Origin of the sequence: Mycolicibacterium sp. lyk4-40-TYG-92 (genome assembly GCF_030209435.1) — a bacterium.
Taxonomy (GTDB): domain Bacteria; phylum Actinomycetota; class Actinomycetes; order Mycobacteriales; family Mycobacteriaceae; genus Mycobacterium.
Genome location: NZ_JARVRX010000014.1, coordinates 306,077 through 323,815 on the forward strand (window position 1 = coordinate 306,077; position 17,739 = coordinate 323,815).

19 protein-coding genes are annotated in these 17,739 nt (G+C 65.4%); 3 read left to right on the plus strand and 16 right to left on the minus strand.

The genetic code is table 11. The features are described 5' to 3' along the window. Nucleotides 1-18: 18 nt before the first annotated feature. Complete coding sequence (locus tag QRN63_RS21290) at nucleotides 19-1,596, minus strand: methylmalonyl-CoA mutase family protein (protein ID WP_267316359.1); 1,578 nt, start codon at nucleotides 1,594-1,596, stop codon at nucleotides 19-21. A 70-nt stretch (nucleotides 1,597-1,666) separates the two neighbouring features. Here QRN63_RS21290 and QRN63_RS21295 point away from each other — a divergent pair, with 70 nt between their 5' ends. Beyond that, nucleotides 1,667-2,488, plus strand: coding sequence for an SDR family oxidoreductase (locus tag QRN63_RS21295; RefSeq protein WP_285032607.1), 822 nt, complete (start codon nucleotides 1,667-1,669; stop codon nucleotides 2,486-2,488). Here QRN63_RS21295 and QRN63_RS21300 read toward each other — a convergent pair. The 7 genes from QRN63_RS21300 to QRN63_RS21330 all read right to left on the minus strand — a co-directional run bounded on the left by QRN63_RS21300 (nucleotide 2,485) and on the right by QRN63_RS21330 (nucleotide 8,247). Then, nucleotides 2,485-2,901, minus strand: a complete 417-nt coding sequence (locus QRN63_RS21300; protein ID WP_285032608.1) for a hypothetical protein — start codon at nucleotides 2,899-2,901, stop codon at nucleotides 2,485-2,487. The two genes, QRN63_RS21295 and QRN63_RS21300, sit on opposite strands and share 4 nt — an antisense overlap. A 78-nt stretch (nucleotides 2,902-2,979) precedes the next feature. Next, the gene (locus tag QRN63_RS21305; RefSeq protein WP_267316356.1) at nucleotides 2,980-3,888 is read right to left on the minus strand and encodes an enoyl-CoA hydratase; all 909 of its coding nucleotides are present in this window, start codon (nucleotides 3,886-3,888) and stop codon (nucleotides 2,980-2,982) included. 28 nt (nucleotides 3,889-3,916) lie between these two features. Then, complete coding sequence (locus tag QRN63_RS21310; protein WP_267316355.1) at nucleotides 3,917-5,062, minus strand: thiolase family protein; 1,146 nt, start codon at nucleotides 5,060-5,062, stop codon at nucleotides 3,917-3,919. After that, the gene (locus QRN63_RS21315; protein WP_285032609.1) at nucleotides 5,059-5,478 is read right to left on the minus strand and encodes a Zn-ribbon domain-containing OB-fold protein; all 420 of its coding nucleotides are present in this window, start codon (nucleotides 5,476-5,478) and stop codon (nucleotides 5,059-5,061) included. Before QRN63_RS21315 ends, QRN63_RS21310 begins: the two co-directional genes overlap by 4 nt. Before the next feature lie 8 nt (nucleotides 5,479-5,486). After that, on the minus strand, nucleotides 5,487-5,789 hold the full coding sequence (locus QRN63_RS21320; protein WP_267316353.1) for a hypothetical protein: 303 nt from the start codon (nucleotides 5,787-5,789) through the stop codon (nucleotides 5,487-5,489). Between the two features lie 37 nt (nucleotides 5,790-5,826). Further along, complete coding sequence (locus QRN63_RS21325; protein ID WP_267316352.1) at nucleotides 5,827-7,062, minus strand: cytochrome P450; 1,236 nt, start codon at nucleotides 7,060-7,062, stop codon at nucleotides 5,827-5,829. Between the two features lie 45 nt (nucleotides 7,063-7,107). Continuing rightward, nucleotides 7,108-8,247 carry an NAD-dependent epimerase/dehydratase family protein gene (locus tag QRN63_RS21330; RefSeq protein ID WP_285032610.1) on the minus strand — a complete coding sequence of 380 codons (1,140 nt, stop codon included), beginning with the start codon at nucleotides 8,245-8,247 and terminating at the stop codon, nucleotides 7,108-7,110. Between the two features lie 192 nt (nucleotides 8,248-8,439). Between QRN63_RS21330 and QRN63_RS21335 the strand changes: the two genes are divergently transcribed. After that, nucleotides 8,440-9,180, plus strand: coding sequence for a TetR/AcrR family transcriptional regulator (locus tag QRN63_RS21335; RefSeq protein ID WP_267316350.1), 741 nt, complete (start codon nucleotides 8,440-8,442; stop codon nucleotides 9,178-9,180). A gap of 6 nt (nucleotides 9,181-9,186) precedes the next feature. Here the strand turns inward: QRN63_RS21335 and QRN63_RS21340 are convergent, their stop codons facing one another. The 5 genes from QRN63_RS21340 to QRN63_RS21360 all read right to left on the minus strand — a co-directional run bounded on the left by QRN63_RS21340 (nucleotide 9,187) and on the right by QRN63_RS21360 (nucleotide 12,928). Next, nucleotides 9,187-10,362 carry a thiolase family protein gene (locus QRN63_RS21340; RefSeq protein WP_285032611.1) on the minus strand — a complete coding sequence of 392 codons (1,176 nt, stop codon included), beginning with the start codon at nucleotides 10,360-10,362 and terminating at the stop codon, nucleotides 9,187-9,189. 108 nt (nucleotides 10,363-10,470) lie between these two features. After that, nucleotides 10,471-11,328 (minus strand): acyl-CoA thioesterase, encoded by an 858-nt coding sequence (locus tag QRN63_RS21345; protein WP_285032612.1) that lies wholly within the window; start codon nucleotides 11,326-11,328, stop codon nucleotides 10,471-10,473. Further along, complete coding sequence (locus tag QRN63_RS21350) at nucleotides 11,325-11,714, minus strand: DUF427 domain-containing protein (RefSeq protein WP_285032613.1); 390 nt, start codon at nucleotides 11,712-11,714, stop codon at nucleotides 11,325-11,327. The genes QRN63_RS21345 and QRN63_RS21350 overlap by 4 nt, the downstream gene beginning before the upstream one ends. Then, complete coding sequence (locus QRN63_RS21355; protein WP_285032614.1) at nucleotides 11,711-12,553, minus strand: LLM class flavin-dependent oxidoreductase; 843 nt, start codon at nucleotides 12,551-12,553, stop codon at nucleotides 11,711-11,713. The genes QRN63_RS21350 and QRN63_RS21355 overlap by 4 nt, the downstream gene beginning before the upstream one ends. A gap of 72 nt (nucleotides 12,554-12,625) precedes the next feature. Continuing rightward, a complete protein-coding gene (locus QRN63_RS21360) occupies nucleotides 12,626-12,928 on the minus strand; it encodes a DUF4333 domain-containing protein (protein WP_267316345.1) in 303 nt (100 codons plus the stop codon). A gap of 162 nt (nucleotides 12,929-13,090) precedes the next feature. Here QRN63_RS21360 and QRN63_RS21365 point away from each other — a divergent pair, with 162 nt between their 5' ends. After that, nucleotides 13,091-13,426: a hypothetical protein gene (locus QRN63_RS21365; RefSeq protein ID WP_285032615.1), complete on the plus strand. Its 336-nt coding sequence runs from the start codon at nucleotides 13,091-13,093 to the stop codon at nucleotides 13,424-13,426. A gap of 12 nt (nucleotides 13,427-13,438) precedes the next feature. Here the strand turns inward: QRN63_RS21365 and QRN63_RS21370 are convergent, their stop codons facing one another. From QRN63_RS21370 to QRN63_RS21380, 3 genes are all read right to left on the minus strand, one after another. Next, nucleotides 13,439-15,124, minus strand: coding sequence for a patatin-like phospholipase family protein (locus QRN63_RS21370; RefSeq protein WP_285032616.1), 1,686 nt, complete (start codon nucleotides 15,122-15,124; stop codon nucleotides 13,439-13,441). Nucleotides 15,125-15,194: 70 nt separating this feature from the next. After that, nucleotides 15,195-16,070: an alpha/beta fold hydrolase gene (locus tag QRN63_RS21375; protein ID WP_285032617.1), complete on the minus strand. Its 876-nt coding sequence runs from the start codon at nucleotides 16,068-16,070 to the stop codon at nucleotides 15,195-15,197. Nucleotides 16,071-16,196: 126 nt separating this feature from the next. After that, complete coding sequence (locus QRN63_RS21380; RefSeq protein WP_285032618.1) at nucleotides 16,197-17,648, minus strand: hypothetical protein; 1,452 nt, start codon at nucleotides 17,646-17,648, stop codon at nucleotides 16,197-16,199. Nucleotides 17,649-17,739: the final 91 nt, after the last annotated feature.

Here is a 17,739-nt window from a genome sequence, read left to right on the forward strand (position 1 = left end):
CTCCTCGCGTGCGCAGCATCAGAACACCACCGGCTGCTGGAACTCGCCCCACACCGACTTCAACGTCGACACCATCTCTCCCACTGTGCAGTAAGCATTCGCGCAATCGATCAGGCGATGCATCAAGTTGTCGTCCCCATCGGCCGAACGCGCCAGTGCCGCAAGGGCTTCCTTCACTGCGACGTCGTCACGTTCGGCCTTCACCTTGGCCAGCCGCTTGAGCTGCTTGTCGCGGCCCTCGGCGTCGAGTTCGTAGGTGGCGAGATCGGGCGCCGGCTCCTCGACGACGAACTTGTTCACCCCGACCACCGGGCGCTCCCCCGATTCGGTCTCCTGGTGAATCTTGAACGCCTCGTCGGCGATCAACCCCTGCAGGTAGCCGTCCTCGATGCAGCGCACCATGCCGCCGTGCGACTCGAGATCGTGCATGATCTCGATGATCTTCTCTTCGGTGGCGTCGGTGAGCGCTTCGACGAAATACGAGCCGCCCAATGGGTCCGCCACCTTCGCGACACCGGTTTCGTAGGCCAGGATCTGCTGGGTCCGCAGCGCGAGTGTCGCGGACTCCTCGCTGGGTAGCGCAAACGGCTCGTCCCACGCCGCGGTGAACATCGACTGCACACCGCCGAGCACCGACGCCAGCGCCTCATAGGCAACCCGCACCAGGTTGTTCTGCGCCTGCGGGGCGTACAGCGACGCACCGCCGGAGACGCAGCCGAACCGGAACATCGAGGCCTTGTCGGTGGTGGCGCCGTAGCGCTCGCGCACGATGGTGGCCCAACGGCGCCGTCCGGCACGGTATTTGGCGATCTCCTCGAAGAAGTCGCCGTGCGTGTAGAAGAAGAACGAGATCTGCGGCGCAAACTTGTCGATGGTCATGCGACCGCGCTCGACGACGGTGTCGCAGTAGGTGACGCCATCGGCCAGCGTGAACGCCATCTCCTGCACGGCGTTGGCGCCCGCATCGCGGAAGTGCGCACCCGCCACCGAAATCGCGTTGAACCGCGGTACCTCGGCGGCGCAGAACTCGATGGTGTCGGCGATGAGACGCAGCGACGGCGCGGGCGGCCAGATCCAGGTCCCCCGCGATGCGTACTCCTTGAGGATGTCGTTCTGGATTGTGCCGGTGAGCTTTTCGCGCGGCACGCCCTTCTTCTCGGCGGCGGCGACGTAGAAGGCCAGCAGGATGGCGGCGGTGCCGTTGATCGTGAAGCTGGTGCTGATCTTGTCCAGCGGGATGCCGTCGAACAGGACCTCGGCGTCGGCCAGCGTGTCGACCGCGACACCGACACGGCCGACCTCCTCGCCGTACTCCTCGTCATCGGAGTCGTAGCCGCACTGGGTGGGGAGGTCGAGGGCCACCGAGAGCCCCGTCCCGCCCTGATCCAGTAGGTACCGGTAGCGCTGATTCGACTCCTCGGCGGTACCGAAACCCGAGTACTGGCGGAAGGTCCACAGCTTGCCGCGGTATCCGGACGCGAAGTTGCCCCGGGTGAACGGAAACTCACCCGGCTGGGGCGGATCGACCTGTCGATCCTCGGGTCCGTAGACCGGTTTCAGCGGTATTCCGGACGGAGTCTGGCCATCGTTATCCATCAGTGAATAACGTACTTGCAAAAAAAGAGAATGCCAATACCATTCTCGGCAACAGCTGCTGAGGAGGACGATGACGGACCGCACACTCGCCGACAAGACCATGGTGATCTCCGGCGCAAGTAGGGGTATCGGGCTCGCGATAGCCGTCGCCGCCGCCGCGCAGGGCGCCAACGTCGTGCTTCTCGCGAAGACTGCCGAGCCGCACCCCCGGTTGCCCGGCACCGTCTACACCGCGGCCGAAGACATCGAGGCCGCGGGCGGAATGGCCGCCGCGGTCGTGGGCGACATCCGCTCCGAGGACGACGTCAACCGGGCCGTCGACGTGGCGGTCGAGCGCTTCGGCGGCGTCGACATCTGCGTCAACAACGCGAGCGCCATCGGCGTGGAGCCGACGGAGGCGTTGTCCGCCAAGAAATTCGACCTGATGCAGCAGGTCAACATCCGGGGCACGTTCCTGCTGACCAAGGCCGCACTGCCGCACCTGCGCAAATCGGCCAACGCTCACGTGCTGACCATCGCGCCGCCGCTGAATCTCAGCCCGCGGTGGTTGGGCGCGCACCCCTCGTACACGCTGTCGAAGTACGGCATGACGCTGCTGTCCATGGGCTGGGCAGCCGAATACGCCGACGCCGGTATCGCATTCAACTGCCTGTGGCCCGAGACCTATATCGCCACGTCAGCGGTGTCCAACATGGCCGACGGAGCCGCGCTCTTGAACTCGTCGCGCAGCCCGGCGATCATGGGTGACGCGGCCGTCCAGATCGTGAGCCGACCGGCGACCGACTGCACCGCAGGCTGTTTCATCGACGCCGACGTCCTCCGCGAGGCCGGCCACGACCTGACCCCATACGGCGGCGGCGCCGACCCGATCCCGGATCTGTTCCTGGGCTAGAAGTTCGAGTTGGGGTTGTCGTAATGGTCGCCGCGAATCCACCGCGACGTCCCCGTGCCACTGCGATCCAGCTTGGGGCCGCAGAACAGGAACAGGCCGTCGGGCGCCTGGGCCATCTGATTGAACGGTTGGTCGCAGGGCGTGTCGAATTCACGGATGCCGGCCACCGGCAACGCCCGAAAGTAGCGTGGCGACAACCCGCGCGCCGAGTCACAGAAGACGACCCGGCCCCAGTCGGTGGTGGCGAACACGAAGTAGGTGACGTTGTCGCAGTCAGCACCGAGCCCGACGACGCGGTTGATCCCCGGTACGCACGACGGATCGTCGCACTGAACCGGGTCGGCCGACGCAGCCGCCGGCCAATGCAAACCGATGAGCGCCAAGGCACCCGCTGCACAGCAGAACCGTCGCATGGGGCGAGCGTACCTCGAAGACACTCTCCATTTTCGGCAATGATGCTCTCGAATTAGCATAATTGGAATACCGATTGATCAGTCCCCGCCGCGGACCTGGTCTTTGGATGCGGGCACCACGGGCGGTGCGGTGCGCCAGTTCGGCAGGCCGTCTTCCTCCAGCCCCACCGGGAATCCGTTCTCGTGCACCTGCGCCCAGTGACTGTGGTTCAGCTCGTGCAGCGTGAAGCAGGCGTTCAGGGAGTTGTAGAAACCCATGTTGTCCTGCGTCTGGTTCACCGATTCTTTGATCAGCAGGGCGGCCATGGTGGGCACCGCCGCGATGCGGCGGGCGAATTCCAGGGTGCGGTCGGCAAGTTCGTCAGCAGGGAACACCTTGCTCACCATGCCCATACGGTGGGCTTCGTCCACCGACAGGCTGTCGCCGGTGAGCATCAGCTCTTTCGTCTTGCGCGGGCCGAATTCCCATGGATGCGCAAAGTATTCGACGCCGCACATGCCCAGCCGGGTACCCACCACGTCGGCGAACGTGGTGTTGTCGGCCGCGACGATCAGGTCGCATGCCCACATCAGCATGAGTGAGGCGGCGTAGACGTCACCGTGCACCTGGGCGACGGTGATCTTGCGCAGGTTGCGCCACCGGCGGGTGTTCTCGAAGTAGTAATGCCATTCCTGCAGCATCAGCATCTCCGCGCCCGAACGGGTGGCGCCGTTGATCCGGAAGCTCGGATGCTGGTCGGGCCCGGGCGCGCGTTCGGCGCGGGACTGCGACGAGCCGAGATCGTGGCCGGAGGAGAACATCGGCCCCAGACCGCCGAGGATGACGACCCGGACGGTGTCGTCGGCCTCGGCCTGCAGGAACGCCTCGTGCAGCTCGGTCAGCATGCCGCGACTCTGCGCGTTGCGAGTATCCGGGCGGTTCAACATGATTCGGGCGATGGTGCCCTCGTCGAGGGTTTCGTACGTGACGTACTTGTAGTCGGTCACAGATGGCGCCTTTCGGTAGGAGCCGCAACTAGAGAGACAGGATGGTCGCCGAGGCGGTACCCGGCGCACCGTACACCTGCGCCAGCCCGACGCGGGGGTTACCCGGAACCTGCCGCTCCCCCGCCTCACCGCGCAGCTGGCGCACCAGCTCGTGCATCTGACGCAGACCCGACGCGCCGATCGGCTCGCCGTTGGCGATCAGTCCGCCATCGGTATTGATCGGCAACGACCCGTGAATCTCGGTGGCGCCGTCGGCCAGCAACTTCTCCTGTTCGCCGTCGGCACACAGCCCGGTCTCGGCCATGTGGATGACCTCCGCGCCGGCATCGGTGTCCTGCAGCTGCGCGATGTCGACGTCCTCGGGCCCGATGCCGGCGGCCTCATAGGCCGCCTTGGCGGCGTAGACCGTCGGCGACACGTCCTCGTCGAGCGGCGCGGAGGTGGCATGCACCTCGTACGCGCCGTAGGTGCGGGTGCGAATCTCGCTGGCGCGCACATACACCGGCTTGTCGGTGTAGCGGTGGGCGATATCCGCCCGGCACATGATGACCGCGGCGGCGCCCTCGTCGGGCGCGCAGAACATGTACTGGCGCAACGGGTAGTTGAGCACCGGCGAGGCCATGATCTCGTCGACGGTGATCTCCTTGCGCCGGAACGCATTCGGGTTCAGGATGCCGTTCCGGAAGTTCTTGTTGGCCACCCGCGCCAGCGTCTCCTCGGAGATGCCGTGCTTGTGGAGGTAGTGGTTGGCCTTCATCCCGAAGAACTTCGTGGTGACGAACTGACCATTGTTGGCGTACCACTGCGGCAGCGCGAGCTTGGCCGGGTCGTCGGTGAAGGCGCCACGCGGGTGCTTGTCCAACCCGATGGCGATACCGATGTCGTACTTGCCCAAGCGGATGGTGTCGGCGGTCTGCTGGATGGCACTCGCCGCGGTGGCGCAGGCGTTGAACACGTTGGTGAACGTGATGCCCGTCAGCCCTACCAGGCGCGTCACCGCATCGGGGTTGGACACCTCGTAGCTGCCACCGAAGCCGAACTGGATGTCCTTCCACTCCAGCTTCGCGTCGGTCAACGCGCTCTGGATCGCCTCGGCGCCCATCTCCATGGCGGTCTTGTCGAACCGGCCGAACGGATGGATACCGACACCGATGATCGCTACGTCGTTGCTCATGCCGCCACCGGCTTGAACCAGAAGGTGACCAGCTCATTGCCGTCGGCATCGGTGGCGAAAGGCGCCATGGTGAGTTCGACCTCCATACCGAATTCCAGCTTCGCCGGATCGTTTTCAGTGAGTCGGCCCTCGACCCGGACGACGTCACCGAGTTGCACCAGCCCGACGCCGAACGGTACGAAGTCCTTGCCGATCGGCCCCGCGTACGGTGCGCCGGGCGGGAATCCCTGTGTGGTCCAAGCGATCACCGTGCCGCGACGCGGCAGCAGTACGTCGGACATCTCGGCCCTACTGCATTTCGGGCAGCGGTCCTGGCGGGGGAATGTGGTCGCCGCGCAGGCACCGCACCGGCTGCCGATCAGCTGCGGCTCAGCATCCGGCCACGTCGAGATTTCCGGGGCAAGCGCCTTCTGCATCGTCACTCCTAATCGCTCGCGGGGAGGGGTTTGGCTTCTTTGAGGGCGAGGGGTGTCGACCCGACGCTCAGCGTGCCCGCGCCGGCCTTCGTGACCAGCACCTCCGCCGCGGTGTCGTCGACATAGCGCTTACCCATCACGGTGCCGCTGCACAGCTCGGGGTCAGGAGCCACCGCATCGCCGACCTCGGCATCGAGCGCCACCATCGGGGCACCACCGCACCGCAGGTCATCGAGGCTGTCACCAGTCCGGACGACGATCACCTGGGTGTCACAGACCTGACTCCGCAGCCGGCTACCTGTCTTGACCATGAGAATCAGATTATCAGATAGGAGAACGCTACTTCCATCAAGTCAGCGAGTAGCGGATCGGCAGGTGTTTCAGACCGCCGACGAAGATGGTCGCGGTGTGCTGCGGAGTGCCCGCCAGCTCGATCGATCGCAGCCTCGGGATCAGCTCGGAAAAGAAACTGGTGACCTCCATACGCGCAAGGGCCGCACCCAGACAGAAGTGGACGCCGTAGCCGAACGCCACATGCTTGTTGGGGTCACGACCCACGTCGAAACGGAACGGGTCACCGAAGGTCTCTTCGTCGCGGTTGGCCGAGACGTATGACAGCAGCACCGACTCCCCCGCCGTGATCGGCACGCCCCGGACGGTCGTGTCCGCGCGCGCGGTGCGCATGAATTCCTTCACCGGCGTCACCCAGCGGATCATCTCTTCCGTCGCCAGTGGCATCAGGCCGGGGTCCTCCTGCAGCCGCACAAGCTGATCCGGATTCTCGATCAGTGCATGCAGGCCACCGGAGACCACGGCGCTGGTGGTGTCATGGCCGGCGGTCGCGATGATCACGTAGTACGAGACAGTGTCGATGTCCCCCAACGGTTCTCCCTCGAGACGCGCGTTGGCGATGGCCGACGCCAGGTCGCCGGTGGGGCTCTCGCGGCGGGCGGCGGTCAACGCGGTGAAGTAGTTGAACATCTCGAACAGCGCCGCACCCTTCTCCTCGGGAGTGACGCCCCGGGAGAATTCCGAATCGTCGGCGCCGAACAGTTCCTGGGTGTACTTGAGCATCCGGGGGAAGTCGGATTCGGGCAGTCCGAGCAGCGACATGATCACGTACAGCGGGTAATTCACCGCCACCTCTTGGACGAAGTCGCACTCGCTGCCCAACTCCAGCATCCGGTCGACGTAGCGTTTGGCGAGTTCATCGACACGAACACGCAAGTCCCGCATGGCCTTCGGCCGGAACCAGTCGGCGCCGATGGCGCGGACCAGCCGATGCTGCGGGTCGTCCATGTGAATCAGCGTGCTGATGCCCAGCGCCGCCTGATGCTCGTCGGCCGCGGAGGTCATCAGCACCGGCCGCGGCGAATTCGTGAACAACGTGTTGGCCCGTTCGATCGCCATGACGTCGTCGTGTTTGGTGATGGCCCAGAACGGCTTGTAGCCGGGCACGTCGACCTTTGACACCGGCGCGTGGGCACGCAGGAACGACAGTGCCGCATGGAGTTTCGGTTCATCGGCGTAGGCGGACGGGTCAGCGAACACACCAGCAGCGTCGGCTATGGTCGGGGCACTCATGGGCGGCTCCTTCACTGTTGCGACGCCGACATGCCAGCGCGGAGACTAGCTGCGTTCGTCCACGCCTTGTCGTCGGACCTTACTGCTTGCCAAAGCGCCCGTTCCGTAAGTCTTTTCGATCAGCGCCCATGGATCGGCATAGGGACCGCGTCCCTCCAGTTTCCGTTGGATCGCGAGGAGCGTGCGCAGCACCGGACGGATCGCCGGTCCCAACACCTTCAGCGCAGCGCGGGCTCGCCCGAGGGATTCCGCAATCCAGGACAGCGTCTCGGTCCACGAATGCTCCTGGAATTGCAGCAACTCCTGCGCTTCGGTGGTGTCGAAAAACCCGGTGAAGCCCCAGCCCCGGTCATCGCCCGGGTCACCGGGCAGACTCGCCGACGGCCCGAGGCGCCCGATGCCGACCGCATGCATGATGTCGTCCTCGACATCGCGGAAAGCATGCAGATGGGTGTCGTCACCGCCGATCAGCAGCGTCTTGCCGTTCACCGCATCGCGGCGGTCGACGGCGTTGGCGAAGGCGAGTGCGACGTCGCGGGCATCGACCGTGTGCAGCTGATTGTCCCGCGGTGTCGCGCGCATGAGCACGAGGTAGTCGGAGCTGAAGCTCGACATGACGTCGGTCGAGATCACTCCCCCCAGACGCAGGACTGCATACGGCAGCCCGCTGGCGCGTACCACCTCTTCGGCGAGCACTTTGTCCTCGCCGTATTGGTCGATCGGGTTCAGCGGGGTCTCGGCGGTGATGCGCTGCGGATGGGTGTACCGGTTGCGTGAGCCGTAAACCGACGCACTCGATGCGTCAACGAACAGCGGAAGCTCCGGAAGGGATCGCGCAGCCGCCACCAGATTGTGGGTCCCGTCGACGTTGATCTTGCGTGCCAGCAACGGGTTTCGGTAAGACGCGGGAGCCAGCATGGCGGCGAGGTGCACGATGGCCGCCGGCTTGTGCCGGCTCACACACTCGGCGATGGTGTCCGCGTCGAGCAGATTGGCGTACGCGACCACGAGTGTGCCGTCGCGTGACTGGGTGGCGAGCTCGCCGGCGACCGCGGTGGTCTTGTCGTTCTGCAGGTCCATGGCGATGACGGTTCGCCCTCGTCTGAGCAGGATCTCGGCGCACCGCTTCCCGACTTGTCCGAAGGCGCCGGTGATCAGTACAACGTCGGCAATCTGGTCGCTCACGTCTTCCTTTCCGTTACGTGCCGGTCCCGCTGGGGGCACGCTTCTCTGCGAAGGCACTGGCCACGGCTTGCCCTCCCCGCTCCACAGAAGTACTTACCATAAGTCTTACAGTAGATAGCCGGGGCAGTCGAGAGGACAGCACACGGTAGATTCAGCAGTTGCGCAGCATCGATCGTGATGGAGGTGCCCACAGTGGCAAAGGTGGCAACCGCCGAGAAGCGCCAACGGCGCGAGCGAGGTTCGATCAACCCCGACGACATCATCAACGGCGCATTTGAACTCGCAGAACAGGTTTCGATCGACAACCTCAGCATGCCGCTACTGGGCAAACACCTCGGCGTGGGCGTCACGAGCATCTATTGGTACTTCCGCAAGAAGGACGATCTGCTCAACGCCATGACCGACCGCGCCCTGCGCGAGTACGTATTCGCCACACCGTATGTCGAAGCCAAGGATTGGCGATCGACACTGCGGAACCACGCCCGTACGATGCGTGAGGCATTTGTGGCCAACCCGATTCTGTGCGACCTGATCCTCATCCGCTCTGCGCTCAGTCCGCGTGCCGCCCGCGTGGGCATGCAAGCCGTGGAAAAAGCCATTGCCAGCCTGGTGGAAGCCGGATTACCGCCGCAGAGCGCTTTCGACATCTACTCAGCGGTGTCGGTTCACGTCCGCGGATCGGCTGTGCTGCAACGCCTTCGCGAAAAGAACCTGGCCGACGAAAATCGGCTGGGCGATATCCAGGACGCCATGACCGTCGATGCCGAGACCACCCCGTTGCTCGCCCGCGCCGTTCAGGAGGGCCACCACTTGGGCACCGTCGACGAGAGCAATTTCGACTTCGGACTCGAGTGCATCCTCGATCAGGCCGAACGACTGATCGAGGCCAACAAGAAGCCGGCGCCCCGCAGTCGCAAGGCGCCGCGCTCCTGAGCCGGGTCAGACCTCGATGACGACGGCGCCGCCCTGGCCTCCGCCGGCACACATCGCGGCAACACCGATGCCGCCACCGCGACGCTGCAGCTCATAGACGAGTGTGGTCACCATCCGAGCGCCCGACGCTGCGATGGGATGCCCCAGACTGCAACCGCTTCCGGAGAAATTGACCTTCTCCTCGTCAAGACGGAATTCCTTGCACGCTGCGATCGATACCGACGCGAACGCTTCGTTGACCTCCCATAGCGCAACGTCGGACGGTTGCAGTCCGGCACGCTGCAGCACCTTGTCGATGGCCCGCAGCGCGCCCAGGCCGGTGTCCCGCGGCGCGACGCCGGCGGCCGCCCACGCGCGCACGATGGCCATCTTCGTCAGATTCTCCGCCTCGGCGTAGGCGGCGTCGACGATCGCCACCGCGGCGGCGGCGTCGTTGGTGCCGCTGCTGTTGCCGGCGGTTATCGAGAAGCCTTCGATCTCGGGGTGCAGCGGCTTCAAGGCGGCGAGCTTCTCGGCGGTGGTGTCCCGACGGGGATGCTCATCGACACTGAAGTCGATGACCGAGCCGTCCGGTAGCTGCACCTTCAGCGGCACGATCTCGTCGAGGAACTTGCCCGCATCGATCGCGGCAATGGCGCGCTGATGCGACCGTGCTGCCCAGGCGTCCATCTCTTCACGGGTGATGCCCATGGCCTGCGCAGTGTTCCAGCCGACCGTGATCGACATGTCCTTGGCCGGCGCATCCGGCGTCTCGACGTGCGTCGGCGGCATCCACCGCTCTTCGAATTTCAGTTCCGGCCCCGGAATGCGCCAGTTCACCAGCGGCGTCATCGACAGCGACTGCACGCCGCCGGCGATCAGGACGCGCTCCATGCCCGAGCCGATCTGCGCGGATGCGTTGCCGATGGCGGTGAGACTACCCGCGCAGTGCCGATTCACTGCCTGACCGGGCACCTGCTGCAGACCGCTCGCGTCGGCCGCATACCGGGCGAGATCGCCACCACCATAATGAGATTCAGCGAAGATGAGGTCATCGATCGCATTCGGGTCGACGCCGGACCGACGCACCACCTCGGGAAGCACCGTGGTGATCAGCGTCTCCGGCGGGGTGTTGACGAGGGTCCCTTTGAAAGAGCGGCCGATCGCTGTCCGGGCAGCACCGACGATGACGGGTGTGGGCATTGCTCGACCTCAGTTCCTTGGATTGTAAGTATTACTGTTGCGCTCACAGTATATGAGACGTGACCGAACTCGGCGGTACCGTCACAGCGGGCATCGCTTACCATGCGACTACAACCGCGCCGTTGCGGCGACTGCAACGTCAGTGGTCCGCAACGGACGGATCATCCCCTCCTGCGTGAACGAGGCGATCAGCCTGCCGTCCTCGGTGTGGACTTGTCCACGCACATAAGACATTCCGGCGCCAACCTGGGTGCTTTCGTGGGAGTACAGCAGCCAACCGTCCCACCCGACGGGTTCGTGGAAGGACACGGTGACCGTCATCGGCGCGGTCGACACCGTGAGGTGGGCCTGACTGGTGCCGACGCCCGCGTGCGCACGCATGGTCGTCGAGATCGACAGGTGGCCGGTGAAGTGCGCGAGCAGCGCCTTGGCCAGGTCATCCCGACGCGGGATGGGGTCATAGTGCAGCCACGCGTGCAACTCAGGTGGGCCGACCTCGTCGGGACTGTTGACGTCGACGACATCGACGAGGCGAAGTTCACGGCCGATCATCGGCATGGGGCTCGGATTCGACTCGGCGGGCGGCGCGATGGCGGGCAGATCCGCATGATGGCGGATCACGTCGGGTGTCGGGGTGTCGGCCAGCACCGTCACCGTCGCGCAGCGGCGGCCGTCCTGCTCCACGGCCACCACCGCGGCGGCAAAGCTCCGGCCGTCGTTGACCACGTCGACCACGAAGTCGACCGGTAGATCGACCTGCACGGCCCGGCCGAAGATCGCGTGGGCGGAGCGAATCGTTTTGGCCGGCAACTGTTTTGCGACCGCGACGATCGACTGTGCCAACAGCTGCGTGCCGTCGACGATGGCGCGTTCGCCACCGTCGCTGAAGCCACGGAATCGTCCAGGGCCTGCAGGCTGGACGTCGAACACCTCGAGCATTCCGGTGACGGAGGACGGAGTGGTCATGCGTGCCCGTATCCGAGGACGGCAGGGTGGGCCTGGGCCACGCGAACGACAACTCGGTCCTGATAAAACGCAATGTGGTCACGCAGCCGCGCCACCTGTTGCGCCGGATCCTCGTAGCTCCAGCACACCGGTTCGTCTCCATCGTTGGCGAATCGCCAGTAGGTGGCCTGCCCTTTGAACGGGCAGCGGCTCGTAGCGTCTGGATCTCTGCGCAGTTCGATCTGCACATCCGAGCGTGGGAAGTAGAACACCAGGCCGTGGTCCTGCTCGTCGACGAGCAATGCCGCGGTCGTCGAGGCGACGAGCCGTCCGTCATACTCGGCCGTGATCCTGTTGCGGCGGCGATGGATATCGACACGGTAGTCGGGGCGGTCCGCGAAACTCATGCCGCTTTCACCACCGTCTCGGCGAACTCCCGCAAGGTATCGGCCTGAGCGAAATCGGCGAACCAGACGTAAAACCGTTCGGCACCAAGGTCACTCATCCGCCCGAAGTGGTCGGTCAGCTCGTCGGCCGTCCCGCAGGCCAGTCCGCCTCCGAGGTACCCGAATCGGCGGGTGCTCGTCTCGGTGACCGTCGTGCGGTCCGCTCCGGACCCGACGAAGCCGACCATCTGCTGCACCGACACCCGCGCGTCCCCGGCGTGCGCGCGTAGCTCCTCGAGCCGGTCGAGGTGACTACACGGCAGGTTCCACCAATCGGCATGTCTGCGAACCAGTTCCATGGTCTTCTTGCCCACACCGCCGAGCACCAGGGGAATCGGGTGTTCGCGGCGCGGGTACTGGGCGTTGTCGCCGTCGTCGCCCCAGTACTGCCGGATCAGCGCCAGATCATGTTCGAGCCGGCGGAAGCGGGCCGGGGCGTCGTGGGCGTTGTCGATATCGAAGCGCTCGAACTCGGCCGGCATCGATCCGGCGCCCAGGCCGAGCTCGAATCGCCCGCCCGATGCCGCGGACATCGTGACGGCGTGCTTGGCGAGCACCGCAGGGTGACGGAAACCATCACACAGGACCAGATGTCCGACGCGCAGTCGCTGCGTGTGCGCCGCGACCCACGCGGCGATCGCCGTGGCGTCCCAGATTCCCCGGTCCGGGGCACCGGGCGCTTCGAGGTGGTCGATGAAGGCGATGCCGTCGAAACCCGACGCCTCGGCAACCTGCGCGCGCTCGACGATCTCGCCGACGCTGAGCCGCACCTGCGGCAGAAACAAGAACCATTCGGCCATGACCCTGCCACGATACCGCGACCGAAAGTAATGTTCTACCTATTCGATAATGACATTCTCATATGACTGGCTTCAGCTCCGGCTCGTCTTGATCTCGAAGCCGACCTTCTCGCCGTCGACGCTGGTGATCTTCAAGTGGGCCTTGTACGGACCTTCCGGTCCGGTGAAGGTGCAGTCGAACTCACCGCCGACCTTGGCATCGACGCCGGACGGGCACTTGACGTCGGTCGGGTGGAATCCGGTCTTGCTGCTCACCATGTCGGTCACCGACTGGGCGGCGCCTTCGGGCTTGATGGTCGAGGTGCAGGCGCTCAATTGCAGCGCCAGGGCCCCGACGATGACGGTGGTGCCGATGAAACCGGTGGATCGGATCATGGCAGGAAGGTAGCTACGTGCAGTTGGAAATGGATTGGAGGCCGACTCTGCGCGGCGCGCGAAATCGGTCGGCAAAAAGTGTCTCGCTTCGGTTCGGTGGTTGCTCCTACCAATAGGCGGGCCTCACCGTGTGGCCCGAACCAGGAATGGGAGACGACGCTCATGACCAACACCCGCAACACGAGGACAAACCGGCTCATCGCCGCGGTCGGCGTAGCAGCGGCACCCGCGCTCATGCTCATCGCATCGAGTTGGACCGCTGCCCCTGCTTTCGCAGTCTGTAACGAGGGCACGCCGAACTGCCAGCAGGTCGATTTCGGGCATCAGAGGGCGCAAGACCAGATCAACGACGCCTTACTGAGCGGACAGTGCGCAGGACCGGACGGCTTCTGCGATGACAGCATTCCGGGCAGCGATGTAAAGCCTCAGCAAGGCGCGCCGAAGCCCCCGACCAAGACCGCCGTCCATACTCCGGTCACGACCAGCGTCCGGAAGTAGACGGATCGAGCGCTACTGCGACCGCCGGAAGCGTTCTCCGACAGTCGCAACCCGACGACGCACACGAGTCACCCGCGGAACGTATTCGGCGGCTCGCCTGGCCCCGTCCAGAATCGTGGCCATCGACTGCAACGGGGCCGAGACGCGAACCGGAGTGCGATCGACCTGCGGCGCCCGATCTCCCTCCCACCACACCGGCTCGGTCAGCCGCCGCACGAAGGGCACCGAACTTTCAACCGACGCGTTGCCCCACTCGATAGCGCGATCGATGGCCTCCGGCGCGGCCGCCAGCGTGACCGGCGACAGCGTCGGACTGAACCGGATGACGCGGTCGGCGAACGGCGCGTTGCGCACCATCTGCAACTGCAGAGCCTGCGTAATCGGTTGCAACCAAAGGTGTCTCGGATTCCATTGCGGGTGGAAGCAGTCCCAGCCGATGTAGCACGCATTACGGGTGCCGAGGCGGCCGTCCTGAATACGCTTCCACGCCAGCTCGATCGGGACGTTGCTGGCCGCTCCCCCGTCGACCAACGCGGCGACGTCCTTCTCCACGAGCAGCTGATCGAGGAGACCCCACATCCGCGGGTCGCTGGACTCATGATGCAGAATCCCCGGGATCGCCGACGAAAAGCTAGCAGCGTCAACGACATTGAATTCAGCTGTCAGATCGTCGCCGCCGAGCACAATCGGCTTGACGACGCGGGAGTCGATGAACGCGGCGACCTGCCACAGCCGGTTGACTGCACCCGGCGCGTAGCCGAGTTTGAGGTGTTCGAGCGCTCGCACCCCCATCATCGTGAAATGCGACGGATGGAACTGTCCGGGCAGCCGGTCGAAGGACTGCTTCCGAACGCCGGCGACGACGGTCTCGTACGGAATCGCGAGATCGGTCAGCCGCATCGGCTCACCGTCTTCGCGCGTGAACATCTCCTTGGCGAACTCGTTGAACTGCAACGAGAACAGTCCGTTAAGACCGTGGCGGCGACGAGTCCTGGCCGGGGCCAGGACGCCGCGGTACGTCACGGTCTTCGCCCACGCGACGTAGTCCTCGATCGGCACCGGCAGCACGCGGGCCATCACGCTACCGACGATCGCCCCGAACGAGTTGGTCAGCATGTACGCCGGCGGCAGACCCGCGGCGAGCATGCGCTGCATGCCGCCCAGGTAGACGTAGCCGGCGCCACCCCCGCCACCCAGCACGGCGACATAGGTCTTGTACCCGAGCTCGGTGTCGAGTTCGTCCGCCGAGAAATCATTGGCGTGGCGCTCCAGCAGCCGCGATCGTTCGTACTCGACGTCCTCGGCGAAGCTCAGGAGGACGGCCTTCGCGGCGTCCAATCGTTCCTGTGCGGTGGTGCGCCCCCGGAGCGGGTTGTACAGCGCGTCGATCACCCGCTGCCGGAAGCCGGCGATCTCGTCGCCGACGGTGACGTCGCCGCGGCCGCGCGTGCCGCCCGGACCGGCAGCACCTGGTTCGAACACTGTCAGACGGGCGAAGCTCAGGAGGTAGCGCAGACGCCGGAACTGTTCGGGGCTGAGCACGTCGGGGCATTCGAGGTCGGCGCGGACGAGCGCGGCCTCCATGTGCTGCAGCGCCAGGGTGGGGTTGCTCCCCGGAAGGCCGGGCGGTTCCGCTTCTTCTATCACCGCCAGCTCGCTGGCGCTCTCGCCGAACGGTGCGAGTTCGGAATTCACCATCGGATCATTCTTCGTCACCCGGCACCGGGCGGAGGCGGTTGGGACGGATTGCCAGAACTGCCCGGCGACATCAACTCTGCCGCGAGTCGGCCAGCACGTCCGAGAGCCACTTGATCACGAGTTCGGGCTGCTCGTCGATGATGAAGTGACCGCAATCGGGCACTTCGGTGATGTTCAGGTCGTCGGCGTGGTCCTTGAAGCCCTCCAGCAGCGACGGGTGCACCGCCACGTCGTCGAGACCGAACAGCACCCGCACCGGCATCGCGAGCTTCTGGTCGTCATAGGGACCGCGCGCCAGTTTCGCGAACTCCTTGCCGACCATCGCCCGGTAGATTTTGGAACCCGCCACCCGACGGTCCCGGTCCCGGAAGCAGCTGCGGAAGAAGTCCACCGATTCCTGCGGCATGCCGCTGCGACGGATGAACCACCACAGCGCCGGCGACAGATGCGACAGCGGTCCCACGACGGGCGCGCCCACGACAAGCTGGTACGCGAGCTTGTGGGCATGCCGTGCCACCCGGCCCGGCTCCTGCCACACCGGCGGGATGTTGAGGATCGCCAACCGCTTGACGCGGGCCGGCGCCTTCAGCGCCACCAGCTGCGCGGTCCAGCCGCCCCAGTCATGGCCCACCAGATCGAAGGAGTCCAGCCCCAGCGCAGTCGCCGCGGCGAGCACGTCGGAGGCGAACTGCTCCTTCTCGTAACCCTTCGGGGTGACCTCGCTCCAGCCGGCGCCGCGCAGGTCCATGGCGTGCACCCGGTAGCCGGCATCGGCCAGCGCCGGGATGACCCGGTGCCACATGAACCAGTTCTCCGGCCAACCGTGCAGAAGTACGACCGGGCGCCCGTCCTCGGGTCCGGCCACGGCAACGTGGATATTCACATCGCCGGCCTGCACATATTCATGGGTCACGCCATCGACAGTCGGCATGCTGCGCTGAGTCATGCGGGTATCTTACCGTGCGGTAAGTTCCGCTGGCGAGAGCCGGGTGATGATGCCCGTGAACGGGAAAGCCCGACCTGACCGCCCTTTGGCGACGTCGTGTTCGAGACGTCGACCCACGATGCGCCACTAGAGGAACAACGTCGGCTTGCCCTGCATCGACGGTGCCGGATCGACGCCCAGGACATTGGCCAAGAGGGACGGCGCGACGTCCAGAACGTCGACCGCCGTGCGTGAGGGGTCTCTGCGTACCCCGGCTCCGGCAGCCAGCAAGGTGCCCTCGGGGATGTGGAATCCGGTGTTGGTGCCGCCGGGGCGCACTCGGATGTGCAAGCCGAGGTCGGCGGGTTTGCCGGTGGCAGCAGCATCCGAGCCGGCCGCCCGGTACTGCAGGGTGGCATCGGCGTCGGCGCCCTTCGCCGGGTCGACGGCGAACGTCACCGTCCTGCCTTCGGCACGGACGCGGTCGAACAACGGCCCTCGACTGCCGATGGTGACCGACTCCAGCGGGATCACCGCGGCCGATGCCGCTGCCTCGGACGCGAACGCCAGCGACACCATCGGGTACATGGCCAGACCGGCGCTGGCGGGGTGCAGTCCCAAGCCCGACACGAACGCGGCCGCGTCGTCGAGCATGAAACACCGGCCGCCGAACGTGTCGGCTTCGACCGGCCCCTGGCCCATGCTTGCTGCCAACACCAGCATCGACTGTGGGTGTTTTGCCAGGTACGTGCGGATGCGCCCGATCTGGTGGTCGGCGATGTCCATGGCTCCGACGATGAAGCTGCCGTACACCTCGTCACGGTTGTACTCGTACTTCTCGGTGTAGCCCGGCATCCCGTCACCCCAGAATCGGTGCATCAGGCCGGCGACGTGATTGGTGAAGAAGATCGACAGCTGGGGGCCGTGCTTGCGGTGGGCACGCCAGTACAGGTCGAAGCCCAACGGCGCCTGCATGGCCGAGCGGAATGCTTTATAACGCGGGTCCCTGCGCTCCTTGATCAGGTGGGTCGCCAGCGTGGTGGCCGTGCGCGACGTCAGACCATTGCGCAGCAGGTCCACCGCGGTACCACCGAGCATCTTCAGGTTCAGCACCTCGGCGGGTGCAGCACCATACGCGCCTGTCATGGCGAGGTTGAAGGTCTGAAAGCGTTCCAGCGACGGCGGGTAGGTCGAGCCGTCCCGGCTGAACGTGTCCGGCACGTAGAAGCCGCCGTGCTTGAACCGGCGGGCCGGCCAGCTCTGCATGGGACCGAACAGGCCGACGGACAGGCCTGCGGCCTCCGCGACGTCCCAGATCGGGTCGCCCTTGAATGTGGTCGGGTCCTGCCCCAGATCGACGGAGTTGTGGGCGTAGGTCGACGTGTGCAGCGTCGGCCAGGTGCGCCACGGCTGCAGGCCCATCTGCTCTTCGCGATCTTCGTGCACCGTGGTCAGCGACTGCCCCTCGCGGAGCAGAGCCGCAATATGCGAGGTGGGCCGATTTTTCACGTAGATATCGACAACGTCCCACGGAACCTCGTTGAGTTCATAGAGAATGACATCTCTGCGCGGGCGGTCCAAGGGGGCTGGTCCCTTCATTCCGCAATAGTTTGCTGTAGACAACGCTAAGCGCGTCGTCACCAGAGCGTCGCCCTACGCCACACAACCACGCATGGCGCGGAAACCGGAT